The organism is Aureimonas sp. AU12 (assembly GCF_001463705.1).
Lineage (GTDB): Bacteria > Pseudomonadota > Alphaproteobacteria > Rhizobiales > Rhizobiaceae > Aureimonas.
In genome coordinates, this window is record NZ_BBWH01000027.1 from 55,446 (window position 1) to 71,427 (window position 15,982).

Consider the following 15,982-nt stretch of genomic DNA (forward strand, 5'->3'; position numbering starts at 1 on the left):
AAACTAGACTGATCGGGAATTGCGTTTCTCCGGGGGCGCGGGATTGGCGCTCACGGTTCGCAGGCGAATGGCGCGCGGAAAGGACTATGGAGGTCGCCGAGCCTGGTCAGGGCCAAGCGCCGTTGTCCGAAATGCGCCGTGAAGCCATTCCATCCGCCATGGGTCGCGTCGCCGGGTGCGTTTGATGACAAAGGTCCGGTCGCGGGCCGGCAGCACCGAAATGGCAAGGTCGTTCATGCTTCGAGCGTAAAGCCGAGCTTCAGCGTCACCTGGTAGTGGGCGACGCGGCCTTCCTCGATATGCCCGCGCGTCTCGACCACCTCGAACCAGCGGATGTTGCGGATGGTCTTCGAGGCGTCGCCGACCGCGTTGCCGATGGCCTCCTCGATGGAGGTCGGGGAGGATCCGACGACTTCGACGATCTTGTAGGTATGCTCCGACATTCCGGTGTCCTTGCGAGGGTGCCGAGGGTCTTGGCGGATGGGGAGACAGGGGGCTGATGCGGCGGTCAGTTCTTGCCGCGCCAGGGAACGAACGTGCGCTCGAGGAAGCGCATCGACAGGGTGAAGGCGAAGGCGAGGGCCGCGATGATGGCGATGCCGACGAAGACGACGTCGGTGGCCAGGAAGTGCGAGGCGGACATGACCATGTAGCCGATGCCGCGATTGGCTGCGATCAGTTCGGCCGCCACCAGCGTGCTCCAGCCGACGCCGAGCGCGATGCGGATGCCCGTCAGGATCTCGGGCAGGGCGGAGGGCAGGACGATGTCGAGGAAGAGCTGGCGCCGGCTGGCGCCGAGCGTCAGCGCGCCGTTGACACGCTCCAGCGGCAGCGAGCGCACGCCGGCCTGCGCCGACAGGCAGATCGGCGCGAACATGGCGAGCACGAGAAGCGTGATCTTCGAGGTCTCGCCGATGCCGAGCCAGATGATCATCAGCGGCAGGTAGGCGAGCGGCGGCAGCGGCCAGTAGAACTCGATCGGCACGTCGAAGACGCCCTTGGCCCAGCGGTTGAGGCCCATCAGCAGGCCGACGGGGATGCCGAGCGAACAGGCGATCAGCGCCGCGGTGACGATGCGCGTCAGGCTGGCCGAGACATGGCTCCAGAGCGAGGCGCCGGCATAGCCCTCGGCGGTGATCCGCACGAACTGGTCCGCCACCTCCGCCGGACTCGGCAGGAACAGCGGCGAGACGAGGCCGAGACGCGACACCAGCCACCACGAGGCGACGATCGCGAACGCCGTGACGAGGCTGATCGCCTTCGTCGGGCGCCCCTCGGCGCCGAACCCGTGCGGGCGCACGAGCCGGGGCGGGGCGGCGGAGGCCGGGACGGCGGCAAGGGATCGCTCGGCGAGGTCGCTCATGCCGCAAGGCTCCGGGCTTCGGGGCGGTGGATGAGGCCGCGGATCTCGTCCGCCAGCGCCGTGAAGTCGGGCCGCGCGAGGATCGCGTGCGCCTGGCCATCGCGTACGAAGCTCTCGACGAAGTCGGTTCGGTAGCGCGCGATGATCCGGCCGGGGCGGGGCGACATGACCACGACCTCGGTGCCGAGCAGCAGCGCCTCCTCGATCGAATGGGTGATGAAGAAGATCCGCTTGCCCGTGCGGTCCCAGATCCGCACGAGGAGTTCCTGCATGGTTTCTCGCGTCAGGCTGTCGAGCGCGCCGAAGGGCTCGTCCATCAGGAGGATCGCGGGGTCGGTCGCCAGCGCACGGGCGATGCCGACGCGCTGGCGCATGCCGCCGGAGAGTTCGTGCGGATGGGCCGCGCCGAAATCCTCGAGGCCGACGAGGCGCAGCAACTCTTGCGCCCGCTCGCGCCGCTCGGTCCGGCCGACCCCCGCGAATTTGAGGCCGAGGGCGACATTGTCGATCACCGACGCCCAGGGGAGGAGGGTGTCCTTCTGGAACACGACGCCCCGGTCGGCGCCGGGGCCCTCGACGGGCCGCCCGTTGAGCGTGATCGAGCCCTCCGACACCGGCAGGAAGCCGGCGATGGCGTTGAGGAGGCTCGACTTGCCGCAGCCCGAGGCGCCGAGCGCCACGACGAAGCCGCGCTCTGGAATGTCGAGCGAGACGCGGTCGAGCGCATGAACCGCCCGTCCGTCGCGGCCCTCGAAATGGATGGTGACGTGATCGACCTTCAGCACGTGTCGGGTTCCTGTCGAAGGGGAAAAGAGCGGGCCGCGATGGGGGAGGAGCAGCGCGGCCCGCCCGAGCCGCGTCAGTTCGTCAGCGCCACCGCGCTGGGCGTCACGAACGCGGCGTAGCTGTCGAGGACGCGCGAGATCTTGCCCTGGTCCTTCAGGAACTGGGCGGTGTCCTTGAGGATTCTGGCTGCGCCCGAAGCCTCGCCGCCGCCGAGCCAGGCGGCGGAGGCCTGCGTCTGCGGGGGCAGAAGGTTGAGGTTCTTCAGCGCCGCCGCCTGCTGCTCCGGGGTGCCGCCGAGGAATGTCGCCAGCACCTTGGCGTTCTCGCTGTCGGGACCCCAGAGCTCGGGATGCTCGGCGAAGGAGGCGTAGGAGGCGTTCGCGACGCCGGAGAAGCTTTTGAGGAAGTCGGGGTTCTCGTCCGCGAAGGCGCCGGCGGCGACCCAGGCCGAGAAGGTCGGCGAGCCCTTCTCTGCGACCTCCTTCGAGGTGATCAGCACCTTGCCGGTCTTCTTCAGCTCGCTGAGCGCGGGATCCCAGACGAAGCCGCCGTCGAGATCGCCGCGACTGTAGGCCGCGACGATCTCCGGCTGGGGAATGGCGAAGACCTCGACATCGGACTCGCTGAGGCCGAGGCTCTTGATGAGGGCGAGAAGCTGGTAGTGGTCGGTGGAGACCGGCGCTGCTGCGAGCTTCTTGCCCTTGAGGTCGGCGAGCGTCTCGATTCCCGAGCCATCGCGCACGACGAGCGCCTCGTCGGTTCCCGAGATCGAGGCGAGCTGGAAGGCGCGCACGTCGAGGCCGCGGGAGGTCGCGGCGGCGAAGGGACTGGAGCCGACATAGCCGACCTGCACGTCGCCGGAGGCGAGCGCGGCGAAGATCTCGGCGCCCGAATTGAACTTGCGGAAGTCGATCTCGTAGCCGGTCGCCTTGACGAACGCGCCGTCGGCGATCGCGACCGACGAGGGCAGCGCGTCGGTCTGGTAGGCGACGGTGACCTTCTTGTCGGCGGCCTGTGCCCCGAAGGCGCCGACCATCGCGACCGACCCCAGCACCGCGGCGAGAAACAGCTTGGTTCTTCTCATCGGGCATCCCCCTCGAAGGCTCGTGTCCCCCCGGGACGCTCCAGCCGTGTGGCGCCGCTCAACTCGGGCGGCAGTGGGGAGAGGATGCGCCGCCGCACGAAGGACGGCGAGAAAAATCCATCTATTTAATAGACTGTTGGCGGGTTGTTCTTTGCGATGCTACGACGATCAACCCGACGGATCGGCGCCTCCGTGAAGGGTCGCCTTCTTCAGCGGGATGCGCTGCGCGGGATGCGACGGTCGAGGCGGGCGGTGATGCGGTCGCCGATCCACTGCATGCCGCAGACGAGAACGACGAGGACCGCGACGACCGCCAGCATGATGCCGGTCTCGAACCGCTGGTAGCCGTAGCGGATGGCGAGGTCGCCGAGCCCGCCGGCGCCGATCGCGCCGGCCATGGCGGAGGCGCCGACGAGCGTCACCAGCGTCACCGTGAAGCCGGCGACGAGGCCGGGCAGGGCTTCCGGCACCAGAACCTCGCGCACGAGATGCCAGCGGCTGCCGCCCATCGAGCGGACGGCCTCGATGAGGCCGGGATCGACCTCGCGCAGCGAGACCTCCGCGATCCGCGCGAAGTAGGGCGTCGCCGCGATCGAGAGCGGCACGATCGCGGCCATCGTGCCGATCGAGGTGCCGACGATGAGGCGCGTCAGTGGGATGAGTGCGACGAGGAGGATGATGAAGGGCACCGAGCGGAAGGCGTTGACGAGCGCGCCGAGCACGCGGTTGACCCAGCGGTTCTCGGCGAAGCTGCCGGGCGCGGTGGCGACGAGCGCAAGGCCGAGCGGAAGGCCGGCGGCGAGCGAGATGACGCCCGAGGCAAGCGTCATCAGGACGGTCTCCCAGACCGAGGCGAGGAAGAGATCAAACATCGTGCGGGACATGGCCAAGCCGTTCGACGAGCGCGCCGGAGGCGCGAAGAGTGGAGAGGGCGGCGTCGAGCGCCTGCGGCTCGCCGGCCTCCAGCGCGACGAAGAACGTCGCGACGGGCTGGTCGCCGATATGGTCGATCCCGCCCTGCAGCAGGCGGACCGACACCCCGGCGGCGGCCGCGAGATCGTCGAGGAGCGGGCGGCGGGCCGCCGCGCCCGTGGCGTCGATGCGCAGCACCGCGAGCTCTTCGGACTCCTCGGTCAATCGTGCTGTAATATGGGCGGGCAGGCCGGGGCGAAGGCCGCCGAGCAGGCTGCGGGTCGTGTCGGCCTCGGGCGCGGCGAAGACCTGCCAGACCGGACCTTCCTCGACGATCCGCCCGCGGTCGATCACGGCGACGCGGTCCCCGATGGCGCGCACGACCTCCATCTCGTGGGTGACGAGGAGGATGGTGAGGCCGAGCCGGGCGTTGATCTCCTTCAGAAGCGCCAGGATCGAGCGGGTCGTCTCGGGATCGAGCGCCGAGGTGGCCTCGTCGCAGAGCAGCAGCGCCGGGCGGGCCGCGAGCGCGCGTGCGATGCCGACGCGTTGCTTCTGGCCGCCCGACAGTTCGGACGGGTAGGCCCCGGCCTTGTCGGCGAGACCCACGAGGTCGAGGAGTTCGCCGGCCCGCCGGCGGCGCTCGGTGGCGCCGAGCCCCTCGATCTTCAGGGGCAGCGCGACGTTCTCCTCGACCGTCTTAGCCGAAAGCAGGTTGAAGTGCTGGAACACCATGCCGACGCGACGCCGCAGCGGCTGCAGCGCCCGCTCACCGAGCGCGGAGATGTCGGTACCCTCGATCTCGACCCGGCCGGCATCGGGCCGCTCCAGCCCGTTGAGGCAGCGGATCAGCGTCGACTTGCCGGCGCCGCTGCGCCCGATGATGCCGACAATCTCGCCGCGCCGCACCTCCAGCGAGATCCCGTCGAGCGCAGGCACGGTGCCGAAGCGCCGGGACACGCCGTCGAGCCGCACGATGACGTCGCGCGCCGCGCCGGGTGCGTCGGTCTGGAAGGAGGTCGGGGGCGCGAGTTGGTTCATGGACATCCGCAAGGGTTTTCGGCGGGATCGCTGACCGCCTCCGAACGACCGCGCAGGCGACCCGACATCGGCGGGCCGCCTGCACTGGACAAGGACGATGGGAAACGCCGGTGGCGTCAGTAGGCGGCGATGCCGGTGCCCTTGTAGACGCGGTCGAACTCGGCCTTCACGACCGGATTCTGATAGGCCTCGACCAGCGTCTTCACCCAGGGCTGGCTTTCGTCGCCGGCACGCACCGCGATGAAGTTGCGGTAGGGATTGTCCGCCACCGCCTCCTGCGCGATCCGGTCCTTGTCGGCCGTGAGGCCGCTCTTCAGCGCCCAGTCGGTGTTGACCACCGCCGCATCGAGATCGTCGACGGAGCGCCCGATAATGCCGGCATCGAGTTCCTTGATCTCGATCTGCCTGGGGTTCTCAGCGATGTCGGCCGGGGTCGCCAGAATGCCGGTGCCCGCCTTCAGCTTAATGAGGCCCTGCGCCTCCAGAAGCTTCAGCGCGCGGCCCTCGTTGGAGGGGTCGTTGGGCACGCCGACGACGGCGCCGTCTCCGAGCTCGGCGACGCTGCCGGCCTTGCGCGAATAGAGGCCGATCGGCCAGACGGCGGTGTAGCCGGCGGGCACGATCTTGTAGCCCTGCGTCTTCACCTGTGCGTCGAGATAGGGCTTGTGCTGAAAGGCGTTGGCGTCGATGTCACCGCGCTCCAGCGCCTCATTCGGCTGGGTGTAGTCGTTGAAGACGACGGTCTCGACGTCGAGGCCCGCCTTCGCCGCCTCGGCGGTGACGACCTTCCAGACATCCTCGTCCTCGCCGCTCATGATGCCGACCTTGACGCTCTTGTCCTCAGCGTGCGCCGCGACCGACAGACCCGCCACGGACGCCGTCGCCATCATCATCGCGAGGACCGCCCGTCGGCTGGCGGCAGGGGAGGTCGTGAAGATCCGGGTCATGTCGAGTGTCCTTACGGATTGAAGCAACGCTTAAGCCGGCGACGAGGAGATGCATTCGGCGCGAGCGTTCTCAGGATATCGTCTATCAAACTCATGGACAGATCGGCGGCGGCTTTGATGGCGACGTGGGTAGAAAATCTTATCTGTGAATGCGCGCAGAGGGGAGCGATTATCCTGCCGACGATACCATCGGGCGTCCCGCGCGCATTCCCATTCCACGGCTGCGGCCGAGCCGCGCGGTCGATGCGGTCGGGCGAAGCGCGCGGAGTCCGCGAGAGCCTCGGCCGCCATCGCAGGCCGCACGATCCCGTCCGCTGGAAACACCAAGTGGTCGGGCACTATCATCCGACGGGCGAAACGCCCGCCGCGCTGCGGCGCGATTGGAAGGACTTGGCATGAGGCAGCCCCGTGAAATCCTCCTCAACGCCTTCACGATGAACTGCGTCGGCCACATCAATCACGGTCTCTGGACGCATCCGCGCGACCGCTCGCACGACTACACCCGCCTCGATCACTGGACGCAGCTCGCCACCACCCTCGAGGCCGGGCTGTTCGATGCCGTGTTCATCGCCGACATCGTCGGCGTCTACGACGTCTATGGTGGCGCCATCGACCTGACGGCGCGCGAGAGCATCCAGCTTCCGGTGAACGACCCGACGCTGCTCGTGCCGGCCATGGCGGCGGTGACGCGCCATCTCGGCTTCGGCGTCACCGTCAACACGGCGGTGGAGCATCCCTATACGTTCGCGCGCCGCGTCTCGACGCTCGACCACCTGACGGATGGCCGGATCGGCTGGAACATCGTCACCGGCTATCTCGACAGCGCCGCGCGCGCCGTCGGCAAGTCGGCGATGGCCGAGCACGATGCGCGATACGACCGCGCCGACGACTATCTCGCCCTCCTCTACAAGCTCTGGGAGACGAGCTGGGACGACGATGCCGTGCGCCGCGACCGCGACGCGCGGGTCTATGCCGACCCCGCCGGGATCCACGAGATCCATCATGACGGCCCGTTCTACCAGTCCCGCGGATACCATCTCAGCGAACCGTCGCCGCAACGAACGCCCGTTCTCTTCCAGGCGGGCACCTCGGGGCGCGGCCAGCGTTTCGCGGCGGACCATGCCGAATGCGTCTTCATCTCGGCTGGCGACACGGACACCGCCCGCAAGGTGTCGCGCCAGCTGCGCGAGGCGGTGGTGGCGGCCGGGCGACGTCCCGACGACATCCGCATCCTCGTCGGCATCAGCGTCGTGACCGGCGAGACCGACGTGCTGGCGGAAGCGAGACTCGAGGAGTATGTGCGCCATGCGAACCCGGAAGCGGGGCTCGCGCATTTCGCCGCCGGCAGCGGCATCGATTTTTCCGCCTACGGGCTCGACGACGAGATCGCCTACGGGCCGACCAACGCCATCCAGTCGACCACCGCGCTCGCCCGCCAGCGGGGGCTGACGAAGCGCCAGCTTCTGGCACAGCTGGCGCTCGGCGGGCGCTACCCGCTCATCGTCGGCAGCGGCGACACGGTGGCGGCCGAACTGGGCCGCTGGCAGGCCGAGGGCGAGATCGACGGCTTCAACCTGACGCGCACGGTGGTGCCGGAGTGCTGGGAGGATTTCGTGCGGCTGGTGGTGCCCGCCCTCCAGAAGCGCGGCCTCTACAAGACCGCCTATGGCGAGCGCACCCTGCGCCATCGGCTTTTCGGTGAAGGCGACCGGCTGTCGCCGCGCCATGCCGGCTCGAAGCGACGCGCGCATTTTGGCCTCGGTGCCGCGAAGTAGCTTGCGCAACTCGCACGGTCAGCCTGGCGGGCGAGGGCATCCCGCCCGGTATCGAGCCTTGAAACGTTCTGGAAGGATCGGGACGGCTCGAGATCGCGTTGCCGTTGTTCGAGCGTTTGACCGCCGTACTCGGTACGACGCGCCCCCCGCCGTGAAGAGGTTGGAGGTGGCTGGGGGCTCAGGACCCCAGCATCTCCCGGACCAGCGGCATCACCTTCGTCCCGTAGAGCTCGATGCAGCGCATCAGCTTGTCGTGGGGCAGCGGTCCCGCGCTGTATTTCAGGTCGAAGCGGGAGAGATCCAGCGCCTTGGCGGTGGCGGCGATCTTGCGGGCGACGGTCTCGGGCGAGCCGACATAGAGCGAGCCGTGGTCGGCCTCGCTCTCGAACTCGTCGCGGCCCATCGCTGGCCAGCCGCGCTCGGCGCCGATCCGGTCGCGCATCCGCTTGTAGTCCGGCCAGAGTTCGGCGCGGGCCGCCTCGTCGGTGTCGGCGACGTAGCCCGGCGAATGGACGCCGATCGGCTGCAGCGGCCGGCCGAGCTGGGCGAAGGCGCGCTTGTAGAGATCGACATAGGGTCGGAACCGGGACGGGTCGCCACCGATGATCGCGAGCATCATCGGCAGATCGTAGCGCGCCGCGCGCACCACCGATTCCGGGCTGCCGCCGACCCCGATCCAGGTCTTCAGTCGTCCGGTCTCGATTGGCGGGAACACGCGCTGGTCGCGCAGCGGCGGCCGGGTCGTGCCCTGCCACGTCACGGCACCGCCGGCCAGTAGCGCCGAAAAGAGGTCCAGCTTGTCCTCGAAGAGCGCTTCGTACTGGCCGAGATCGAAGCCGAAGAGCGGAAAGGACTCGGTAAAGGACCCCCGTCCGAGGATCACCTCCGCCCGGCCGTTCGAGACGGCATCGAGCGTCGCGAAGCGCTGGAAGACGCGGATCGGATCGTCGGAGCTCAACACCGTCACCGCCGATCCGAGCCGGATCCGCGTCGTGCGGGCGGCGATCGCCGCCAGCAGCACCTCGGGCGACGACACCGCGAAATCCTCGCGATGGTGCTCGCCGATGCCGATGAAGTCGACGCCGAGTTCATCGGCCAACACCGCCTCGGCGACGACGTTGCGCAAGACCTCGGCGTGCGGAAGGAGCGCGCCGTCCAAGCCGGAGGTCACGTCGCCGAACGTGTCGAGCCCGAGTTCGATCGTGTTGGCCATCAGAAAGCTCCCCTGGGCTCAGGCCCCCGCGACGATGCGCGGCGTCCGGCGTGGGCCTCAGCCGACGGCGGGCCCGCGCCGGACATAGCCCGCGCTGACCGTCGTCGCCAGCCTGTGCTCGAGGTCGATCTGCCGAAGCGCCATCGCGCGCAGCGCACCCCGCAGGTCTCCGCCCGCCTCGAGGATCGCGCGGTCGAGCGCGCCTTCGATGTCGTCCTGCCCGATCCTGATCCGCGCCGCTTCGCCCATGTCATCCTCCGATTCGCAGGATCATCATGCCCGTAAGCGGCGCCTGCGGCAGCGGGCCGATGACCCGATCCACAGATTCGCTCGCCGACGAGCCCGTGACGGCCGATCGTTCGATGAGCGACCCGACAGGCCGGATCGGCGGCTCCAGCGGCGGCACCGGGCGGTCTGCCTCGCGAGGCGTTTTCGAAGTCAGGCTCCCTGCCGCACACGCGGCCCCGCCAGAGCCCGGAAGGCTTCGTCGGCGGCGCGCACGCCGCTGTCGTGGGCGCCGTGGGCGGTCGAGAAGTCGGATCGGCTCGTCGCCTCGCCGGCGAAGAAGACGCGATCCTCGAACGCTCGGGCGAGATCGGCGCGGGCGCGGGCGTGGCCGGGGAGGGCACAGCTGTAGGCGCCGCCGATCGTCGCCATCCCGCTCCAGTGGGTGGCCGCGAGCGGCCGCAGGCAGCGGTTCACCTGCGAGCCGAAGAGCCGGACGAGTTCACCGAGCGCCATGTCGAAGCCGGCCTTCGGGCCCTCGTCTAGAACGCGCGCACCGTCCCCGCCGAGGAAGCACTCGATGACGGGCGCTCCGAGCGGGCGGATGAAGTAGCTCCCGGTCGTCCGGCTCCGCGGATCGCCGACCACATGCGTCTCGTCCTCGAAGGGCGCGTCGCCGACGATTTCGAGAAACACCTTCTCGTTGCGCCCGAGCGGCAGCAGGGCCGCAGCATCGCGCCAGGGATCGAGCGCGGCGGGCATCGCGATGGTGTTGCCGGCGAGGATATCGGTCGAGACCGTGAGGATGACCGTGCGGGCGCGGATCGTTCCGGCATCGGTGACGACCCTCACGCCCTCGCGCTCGATGTCGAGACGCCGGACTGCGGTTCCCGTGCGCACGCTCAGCAACGGCGGCAGGCTGGCAGCGACGAGCGTGCCGTAGCCGGCGACGACCCGCCAGTTCTCGTCCGTCGCCGCATCGTCGTAGGCGACGTAGTCCTCGACCGAGATCCGCTCGGGGCTGAAGCCGCTGATGAAACCGGCGCGGGCCTCGATGAAGGCGTTCCACTCGCCGCCCGCCTCCATCGCGTCGCTCGCCCGGTCACTGGCGGGCGGGTCATCGGCGAGCCGCTCGTACCAGCGCGCGATAGCCGCCGTCGCCGCGTCCCGCTCAGCGGGCGGAAATCCGAGATCGCGATATTGCCGGCCCCAGGCGGGGGCGCGGCGATCGAGCGCGTAGCCCGCCTCCTCGGCGATCTTGGTCCAGGCGTTCCGGCCGGCGGAGTGCAGCCAGCCGCAGCCGAGATCGAGCGCGTGGCCGTGCAGCCGCAGGGTCTCGGCCCGGCCGCCGATGCGGTCCATGGCCTCCAGCAGGAGCGGGGACGCGCCGAGGGTGGACAGGCGCCGCGCCGCGCCGATGCCGGCGGCCCCGCCCCCGATGATGAGGAAGTCGACGTCATGGGTCATGCGAAGGGCGGTCTTTCAAGTTCGTGTCGCGGTGGCGAGGTCGGCAAGGTCGAGTTCTTCTTCCACGAGGTGAAACGCGTCGTCGCCGATCGTGCCGTCCCGCCGAAGGTCGAGAAGGCGCGCGCGGCGCGCGGCCAGCGCCTTCGCCCGCAGTGCCTTTTCCGGCGGGGTCGGACGCCCGTCGCCCTCGGTCGCCTCCTGCGCCACCCGCCGCTCGAACGCCAGCTCTTCGCGAAGGACCGCGCCGCCCGCGGTGGCGTCGTCTTTGACCGCCGTGAACCCGGCCTCCGCCGTCGCGATGCGCGCCTGCCGAATCTCGCGCGCCACCGGATCGACCTCCTCGAGATGCAGTGCCATCACCAGCGGGCGCAGCGTCAGGCCCTGGATCACGAGCGTGCCGAGGGTCACGGTGAAGGCGCAGAAGAGCAGCATGCCCCGCTCCGGGAAGTCGGCGGGCAAAGCGAGGGCGGTGGCGATCGTCACGATGCCGCGCGTTCCGGCCAGCCGACGATGAGGCCCGTCCGCCAGTCCGGCAGCGAGTTTCCATCGACGCGCCGCGCCTCGCTTCGCATGATCTGCCGCCGGCTCCAGAAGGCGGCCGCCAGCGTCCACACGAGGCGGATGCCGATCACCGTGGCGAGGACCGCCGCGCCGATGATCGTCCAGCGCCCGATCTCGTTCGCGGGGGCGGCGGCAATCACCGGCCCGAGTTCCAGGCCGATGAGGAGGAAGGCGAGGATGTTGAGGACCACCACGGCGGTCTCCCAGACCGCGAAGGAGGGGATGCGCAGCCGTGCGGTCTGGTAGGCGGATGGCATGCGCGCCAGCGTCATGGCGTAGATCACGATCGTCAGGATCGGCGACATGCCGAGCCGCTCGGACGCCACCCAGACACCGAAGGTCGAGACGAACTGGAAGATGATCGAGGAGGGTACGTCCTCGATCCGGCGCGTGACGGACCCGACGGCGAAGGCGAGCGCGAGGCCGGCAACGACGCTGCCGACGAGCGAAAGCAGGAAGGCGGGTGCGATGACCTCGGCGCCGATGCCGCCGCCGGACGCCACGGCCGCCAGCGCCAGCCGGTAGATCAGAAGGGTCGAGGCATCGTTGAGCAGCGCCTCGTTGCGCAGGATCACGGCGACGCGGTGCGGCAGCTTCACGTCGCGCAGCACCGTCGTCGCGGCGACGGCGTCCGGCGGTGCCACGATCGCGCCGATGGCGATGGCGGCCGCCCAGGGGATGGTCGGAACCAGAAGATGCACGACGAGAGCCACCGCGGCGGTCGTCAAGCCGACGGCGATCAGCGCGAGGCTGAGCACGGCGCCCCAGTTGCGCTGGAGGTCGCGCAGCGACGTGTCGTAGGCGGCGTCCAGCAGCACCGGCGCCACGAAGAGGGCCAGCACGAGGGACGGCTCCAGATGGAACTCGACGTCGAACGGGGCCACCGCGATGCCGACCCCGACCAGCGCCAGGAGCACGGGGTAGGGCAGGTGCCATCGCCGCGCCAGCCCGAGCATGAGCACGCCGACCGCCAGCATGGCGAGAATGGTCTCGAAGACGATCATCAGGGGCTCGCTCGGTGAGGACGCAACGCCACAAGTAGAACCGCCGGCCGCATCGACCATCGATCGGCGTCGCTTGACCTGTGCGATGCGGCCTCGCCTCCGCGAACCGTCACGTCCCGGTCAGACGGGATGGATCTCGAAGGCCGTCCGGATCGCGCGGGACACGGCGACGGGAAGCATCGTCATGTGGGTTTCGCCGGCATAGGTCTCGTAGAGGACGCGCGTGCGGGGCAGCGCCGAGAGGCGTGCGGCCATCTCCCGTGAGAATTCGAGCGTGCGGGCCTGGCTGGCATGGTCGAGGCGCTTCTGCGTATCCTCGCGCCCGTACTGGAAGGGGGCGAGCGTCGCCCCTTCGTACTCGCCGGCCGACAGGTGAATCACGACGTCGGCGTCTCGATCGCGCGCCGCGAAACGCGCTTCGCTTTCCGCGAGCACCCCGTCCTCCCAATAGATCGTCGGGCTGGCGGCGACGTAGCGCGAGAAGGACGTGCTGCCGGAGAACAGGGCGTAGAGCGCGAACAGGCCGCCGAAGGAGTGGCCGAACAGGGTCCGCCGAGCCGGATCGATCGGCGCGAGGCTGTCGAGGACCGCCAGCACCTCTCCCTCGATCCGATCGAGGAACGGGCGTGCGCCGCCGGTCAGGACGGGCGGGCCGCCTTCGACGAACGGCGGATAGGTCCGGCCGGGCGGCGGCGACAGATCGAAGGATCGGCGTAAGGGATCATAGGCCTCGTCCGTGGGATAGCCGATCGCGGCGATGACGCCCGGCTCGACATTGGTTCCCTTGGGATAGCTGGCCTGGGCGCGCAGCGCGTCGATCGCGGTCGCGATCATCGCATTGCCGTCGGTCATCACGAGGAGCGGCCATCCCGCCGCCGGCGGCTCGCCCGGCGGCACGTGGACGAAGAGCCGCCAGAGGCCGGTCTCCGTCGTCCCGATATCGAACGTTCGCGTCTGCGGCAGGATGGCCGGCAGGCCCTCGATCGCGGAGGAGCCAGCCGTCACGCGTCTGTGACCTTTTGGCCGCAATTCGTAAGTTCCGCTTCGGTATCAAGCATGGCGACAGGCTTCGATCGTTCGCTCAAGAGACTGTTTCCTTGGGATATTCCGTCGTCGTCGAAGACCGGTGGTACGGCCGATCAGCCATGACTGAATTGTTGACTCATAGCATCATGTTTTTTTACACCGACGGGCAACCGGTCACAAGCCGCGCCCCTGAAGGATCCCATGATGTCCCCTGTCCGCCCCGTCTCCCGCGCTTTCGCCGTCGCTCTCCTGGGGTGCACGTGCCTGACGGTGATCGGTCCGGTGACGGCGAGCGCGCAGGATGCGATCGAGCTCGACACGGTGACGGTCGATGCCGGCGCATCGACGCCCGGCGAGGGCGAGGGCAGCGGCCTCGAGACCGACGGCTATGTTGCCAAGTCGGCCGATGTCGGCACCAAGACCGATACGCCGCTGAAGAAGGTGCCGCAGTCGATCTCGGTGGTCACGCGCCAGCAGCTCGAAGACCGGAACGTCCAGAGCCTGTCGGAGGCGCTGACCTACACGCCGGGTGTCCGCGTCGGCGCCTTCGGCTTCGACCCGCGCTTCGACAGCTTCTACATTCGCGGCTTCGACGTGGTCTACAACGGCGTCTACCGCGACGGATTGCGCGAACTCACCGGCAACTTCTCGATCTTCAAGACCGAGCCCTACGGGCTGCAGGGGATCAGCGTCCTGAAGGGGCCGAGCTCGGTTCTCTACGGCGGCGGCTCGCCCGGCGGCATCGTCAACCTAACGTCCAAGCGCCCGACCGACGCGCCGTTCCGCGAGATCGAGACGCAGATCGGCAACAACGGCCGGGTTCAGGCGCAGTTCGACGCCTCCGGTCCGCTGGCCGGCAACGACAACGTTCTCTATCGCATTACCGGGCTCGCGCGCGACGCCGACACCGATCTCGCCAGCGTGCCGGACGACCGGACCTTCATTGCCCCGGCGCTGACGCTGCGCTCCGACGACCGCAACACGCATCTGACGATTCTCGGCGAATATGCCGACATCACGACGGGCGGCAACGCGACCTATTTCAACCAGAACGGTCGGCCGTCGAACCTCGAATCCGGCGATCCCGCCTTCGGCGATTTCGACCAGCAGCAGGGCCGGGTCGGCTACGAGTTCGAGCATCGGTTCAACGACACGCTGACGATCCGCCAGAACCTGCGCTATGCCCATATCGACGCCGACGTGAAATACACCTCGATCGGCGCGCTCTCGGCCGACGGGCTGACGGCGAGCCGGTCCACCGGGCGCATCGTCGACGATCTCGACTCGATCGCCGTCGACAACCAGGCACAGGTGAGCTTCGACACCGGTCCGGTGGTTCACACGCTGCTCGGCGGGGTCGACTACAACCATGTCGACGTCAACGACAAGATCGGCCTCGGGGTCGCGCCGGACCTCAACCTCGTGACCCTGAACTACGGAGCGCAGGCGATCCCATCGCCGACGCTCGACTTCGTCGACACCACGACCCGGCAGAGCCAGACGGGCGTCTACCTGCAGGACCAGATCGAAGTCGACCGTGTCGTGCTGACGCTCGGCGGTCGCTACGACTGGCTGAGCCAGAAGGCGTTCAACCAGCTGAGCGTCAGCCCTTCGGAGCAGGACGACGAGAACTTCTCGGGGCGGGCCGGCCTGTCCTACCTCTTCGACAACGGCATCTCGCCGTATGTCAGCTATTCGACCTCGTTCGCGCCCGTGATCGGCAACAGTTTCACCGGCGCCGCCTTCGATCCCTCGGAGGGCAAGCAGGAGGAGGTTGGCGTCAAGTACGCGCCGAGCGACCTGAATCTGGCGGTTAATGCCGCCCTGTTCCGCATTCGGCAGACCAACGTGCTGGCAAGCGACCCGATCAACGCGAATTTCCAGATCCAGCGGGGCGAGGTGGAATCACGAGGCTTCGAGCTGGAAGCGACCACCAGCCTGCTCGCCGGGCTGAACCTGACGGCCGCCTACACCTATCTCGACATGGAGATCATCGAGGGCGACAATCTCGGCAAGGTGCCGTCCGGGATTCCCGCGAACCAGTTCTCGCTCTGGAGCGACTACACGGTGCAGAGCGGTGCGGCCGATGGCCTCGGCTTCGGCGCAGGCGTTCGCTACCTCGGCAAGAGCTGGGGCGACGACACCAACACGTTCCGGAACGACGCGCGCATCCTGATCGACGCGTCGCTGTCCTACGATCTCGGCAAGGCCAATCCCAAGTTCGAAGGCGTCAGCGCGCAGATCAACGCCAAGAACCTCTTCGACAAGCGCGCCGACAGCTGCCAGGCCGGCTACTGCTACCGCGACGAGGGCCGCAACGTCATCGGCTCGCTGCGCTACCGGTTCTGATCGATCGGGTCTGCGTGGGTTCATCGCGGGCCGCGCGTTCAACCGTCGCGACAAAGAGGGGCGGCGGCGCAGGGACACGCGATGGCGTGCGGATTTGTGCCGGTACCATGGAACGTCCTCGATCAGGGTGACTGCGATGGAGACGTCGCCGTCGCCTTGGCGCGTTCCGGGTTCCTTGCGACGATAGTGTGGTCGCCGCTAACGTTGCAGCTTCCGCGTCCGATGACAG

Annotated in this window: 15 protein-coding genes; 2 read left to right on the plus strand and 13 right to left on the minus strand. The window is 68.7% G+C overall.

The window, feature by feature from the left end; translation table 11 throughout:
- Nucleotides 1-233: 233 nt before the first annotated feature.
- The 7 genes from AUL33_RS10955 to AUL33_RS10985 all read right to left on the minus strand — a co-directional run bounded on the left by AUL33_RS10955 (nt 234) and on the right by AUL33_RS10985 (nt 6,133).
- Nucleotides 234-443 (minus strand): dodecin, encoded by a 210-nt coding sequence (locus tag AUL33_RS10955; protein ID WP_062207511.1) that lies wholly within the window; start codon nt 441-443, stop codon nt 234-236.
- A gap of 65 nt (nt 444-508) precedes the next feature.
- Entirely contained in the window at nt 509-1,363 is an 855-nt protein-coding gene (locus AUL33_RS10960) for an ABC transporter permease subunit (RefSeq protein ID WP_062207513.1), read from the minus strand.
- Nucleotides 1,360-2,148, minus strand: coding sequence for a taurine ABC transporter ATP-binding protein (locus tag AUL33_RS10965; RefSeq protein ID WP_062207514.1), 789 nt, complete (start codon nt 2,146-2,148; stop codon nt 1,360-1,362). The genes AUL33_RS10960 and AUL33_RS10965 overlap by 4 nt, the downstream gene beginning before the upstream one ends.
- 74 nt (nt 2,149-2,222) lie before the next feature.
- The gene (gene tauA / locus AUL33_RS10970; RefSeq protein WP_062207647.1) at nt 2,223-3,185 is read right to left on the minus strand and encodes a taurine ABC transporter substrate-binding protein; all 963 of its coding nucleotides are present in this window, start codon (nt 3,183-3,185) and stop codon (nt 2,223-2,225) included.
- A 257-nt stretch (nt 3,186-3,442) separates the two neighbouring features.
- A complete protein-coding gene (locus AUL33_RS10975; RefSeq protein ID WP_062207516.1) occupies nt 3,443-4,117 on the minus strand; it encodes a methionine ABC transporter permease in 675 nt (224 codons plus the stop codon).
- A complete protein-coding gene (locus tag AUL33_RS10980; protein ID WP_062207649.1) occupies nt 4,098-5,186 on the minus strand; it encodes a methionine ABC transporter ATP-binding protein in 1,089 nt (362 codons plus the stop codon). Before AUL33_RS10980 ends, AUL33_RS10975 begins: the two co-directional genes overlap by 20 nt.
- 116 nt (nt 5,187-5,302) lie before the next feature.
- The gene (locus tag AUL33_RS10985; protein ID WP_062207518.1) at nt 5,303-6,133 is read right to left on the minus strand and encodes a MetQ/NlpA family ABC transporter substrate-binding protein; all 831 of its coding nucleotides are present in this window, start codon (nt 6,131-6,133) and stop codon (nt 5,303-5,305) included.
- A gap of 395 nt (nt 6,134-6,528) precedes the next feature.
- Here AUL33_RS10985 and AUL33_RS10990 point away from each other — a divergent pair, with 395 nt between their 5' ends.
- Nucleotides 6,529-7,908, plus strand: coding sequence for an LLM class flavin-dependent oxidoreductase (locus AUL33_RS10990; protein ID WP_062207519.1), 1,380 nt, complete (start codon nt 6,529-6,531; stop codon nt 7,906-7,908).
- A gap of 178 nt (nt 7,909-8,086) precedes the next feature.
- On the opposite strand, the gene AUL33_RS10995 is transcribed toward AUL33_RS10990, so the two are convergent.
- From AUL33_RS10995 to AUL33_RS11020, 6 genes are all read right to left on the minus strand, one after another.
- Nucleotides 8,087-9,121, minus strand: a complete 1,035-nt coding sequence (locus AUL33_RS10995) for an LLM class flavin-dependent oxidoreductase (RefSeq protein ID WP_062207521.1) — start codon at nt 9,119-9,121, stop codon at nt 8,087-8,089.
- Nucleotides 9,122-9,178: 57 nt separating this feature from the next.
- Complete coding sequence (locus AUL33_RS11000) at nt 9,179-9,370, minus strand: hypothetical protein (protein ID WP_062207523.1); 192 nt, start codon at nt 9,368-9,370, stop codon at nt 9,179-9,181.
- A 189-nt stretch (nt 9,371-9,559) separates the two neighbouring features.
- Nucleotides 9,560-10,813, minus strand: a complete 1,254-nt coding sequence (locus AUL33_RS11005; protein ID WP_062207525.1) for an FAD-dependent oxidoreductase — start codon at nt 10,811-10,813, stop codon at nt 9,560-9,562.
- Nucleotides 10,814-10,828: 15 nt separating this feature from the next.
- Complete coding sequence (locus AUL33_RS22790; RefSeq protein WP_062207527.1) at nt 10,829-11,296, minus strand: hypothetical protein; 468 nt, start codon at nt 11,294-11,296, stop codon at nt 10,829-10,831.
- Complete coding sequence (locus AUL33_RS11015; RefSeq protein WP_062207529.1) at nt 11,293-12,378, minus strand: sodium:proton antiporter; 1,086 nt, start codon at nt 12,376-12,378, stop codon at nt 11,293-11,295. The genes AUL33_RS22790 and AUL33_RS11015 overlap by 4 nt, the downstream gene beginning before the upstream one ends.
- Nucleotides 12,379-12,498: 120 nt before the next feature.
- Entirely contained in the window at nt 12,499-13,383 is an 885-nt protein-coding gene (locus AUL33_RS11020; RefSeq protein ID WP_156419368.1) for an alpha/beta hydrolase, read from the minus strand.
- 225 nt (nt 13,384-13,608) lie between these two features.
- Between AUL33_RS11020 and AUL33_RS11025 the strand changes: the two genes are divergently transcribed.
- Entirely contained in the window at nt 13,609-15,753 is a 2,145-nt protein-coding gene (locus AUL33_RS11025) for a TonB-dependent siderophore receptor (protein ID WP_062207653.1), read from the plus strand.
- Nucleotides 15,754-15,982 lie beyond the last annotated feature (229 nt).

Coding starts and splice junctions, on each gene's coding strand:
- AUL33_RS10955 (WP_062207511.1), bottom strand. CDS start 443: ATGTCGGAGCATACCTACAAGATCGTCGAAGTCGTCGGATCCTCCCCG.
- AUL33_RS10960 (WP_062207513.1), bottom strand. CDS start 1,363: ATGAGCGACCTCGCCGAGCGATCCCTTGCCGCCGTCCCGGCCTCCGCC.
- tauA (WP_062207647.1), bottom strand. CDS start 3,185: ATGGTCGGCGCCTTCGGGGCACAGGCCGCCGACAAGAAGGTCACCGTC.
- AUL33_RS10975 (WP_062207516.1), bottom strand. CDS start 4,117: ATGTCCCGCACGATGTTTGATCTCTTCCTCGCCTCGGTCTGGGAGACC.
- AUL33_RS10980 (WP_062207649.1), bottom strand. CDS start 5,186: ATGAACCAACTCGCGCCCCCGACCTCCTTCCAGACCGACGCACCCGGC.
- AUL33_RS10985 (WP_062207518.1), bottom strand. CDS start 6,133: ATGACCCGGATCTTCACGACCTCCCCTGCCGCCAGCCGACGGGCGGTC.
- AUL33_RS10990 (WP_062207519.1), top strand. CDS start 6,529: ATGAGGCAGCCCCGTGAAATCCTCCTCAACGCCTTCACGATGAACTGC.
- AUL33_RS10995 (WP_062207521.1), bottom strand. CDS start 9,121: ATGGCCAACACGATCGAACTCGGGCTCGACACGTTCGGCGACGTGACC.
- AUL33_RS11000 (WP_062207523.1), bottom strand. CDS start 9,370: ATGGGCGAAGCGGCGCGGATCAGGATCGGGCAGGACGACATCGAAGGC.
- AUL33_RS11005 (WP_062207525.1), bottom strand. CDS start 10,813: ATGACCCATGACGTCGACTTCCTCATCATCGGGGGCGGGGCCGCCGGC.
- AUL33_RS11015 (WP_062207529.1), bottom strand. CDS start 12,378: ATGATCGTCTTCGAGACCATTCTCGCCATGCTGGCGGTCGGCGTGCTC.
- AUL33_RS11025 (WP_062207653.1), top strand. CDS start 13,609: ATGTCCCCTGTCCGCCCCGTCTCCCGCGCTTTCGCCGTCGCTCTCCTG.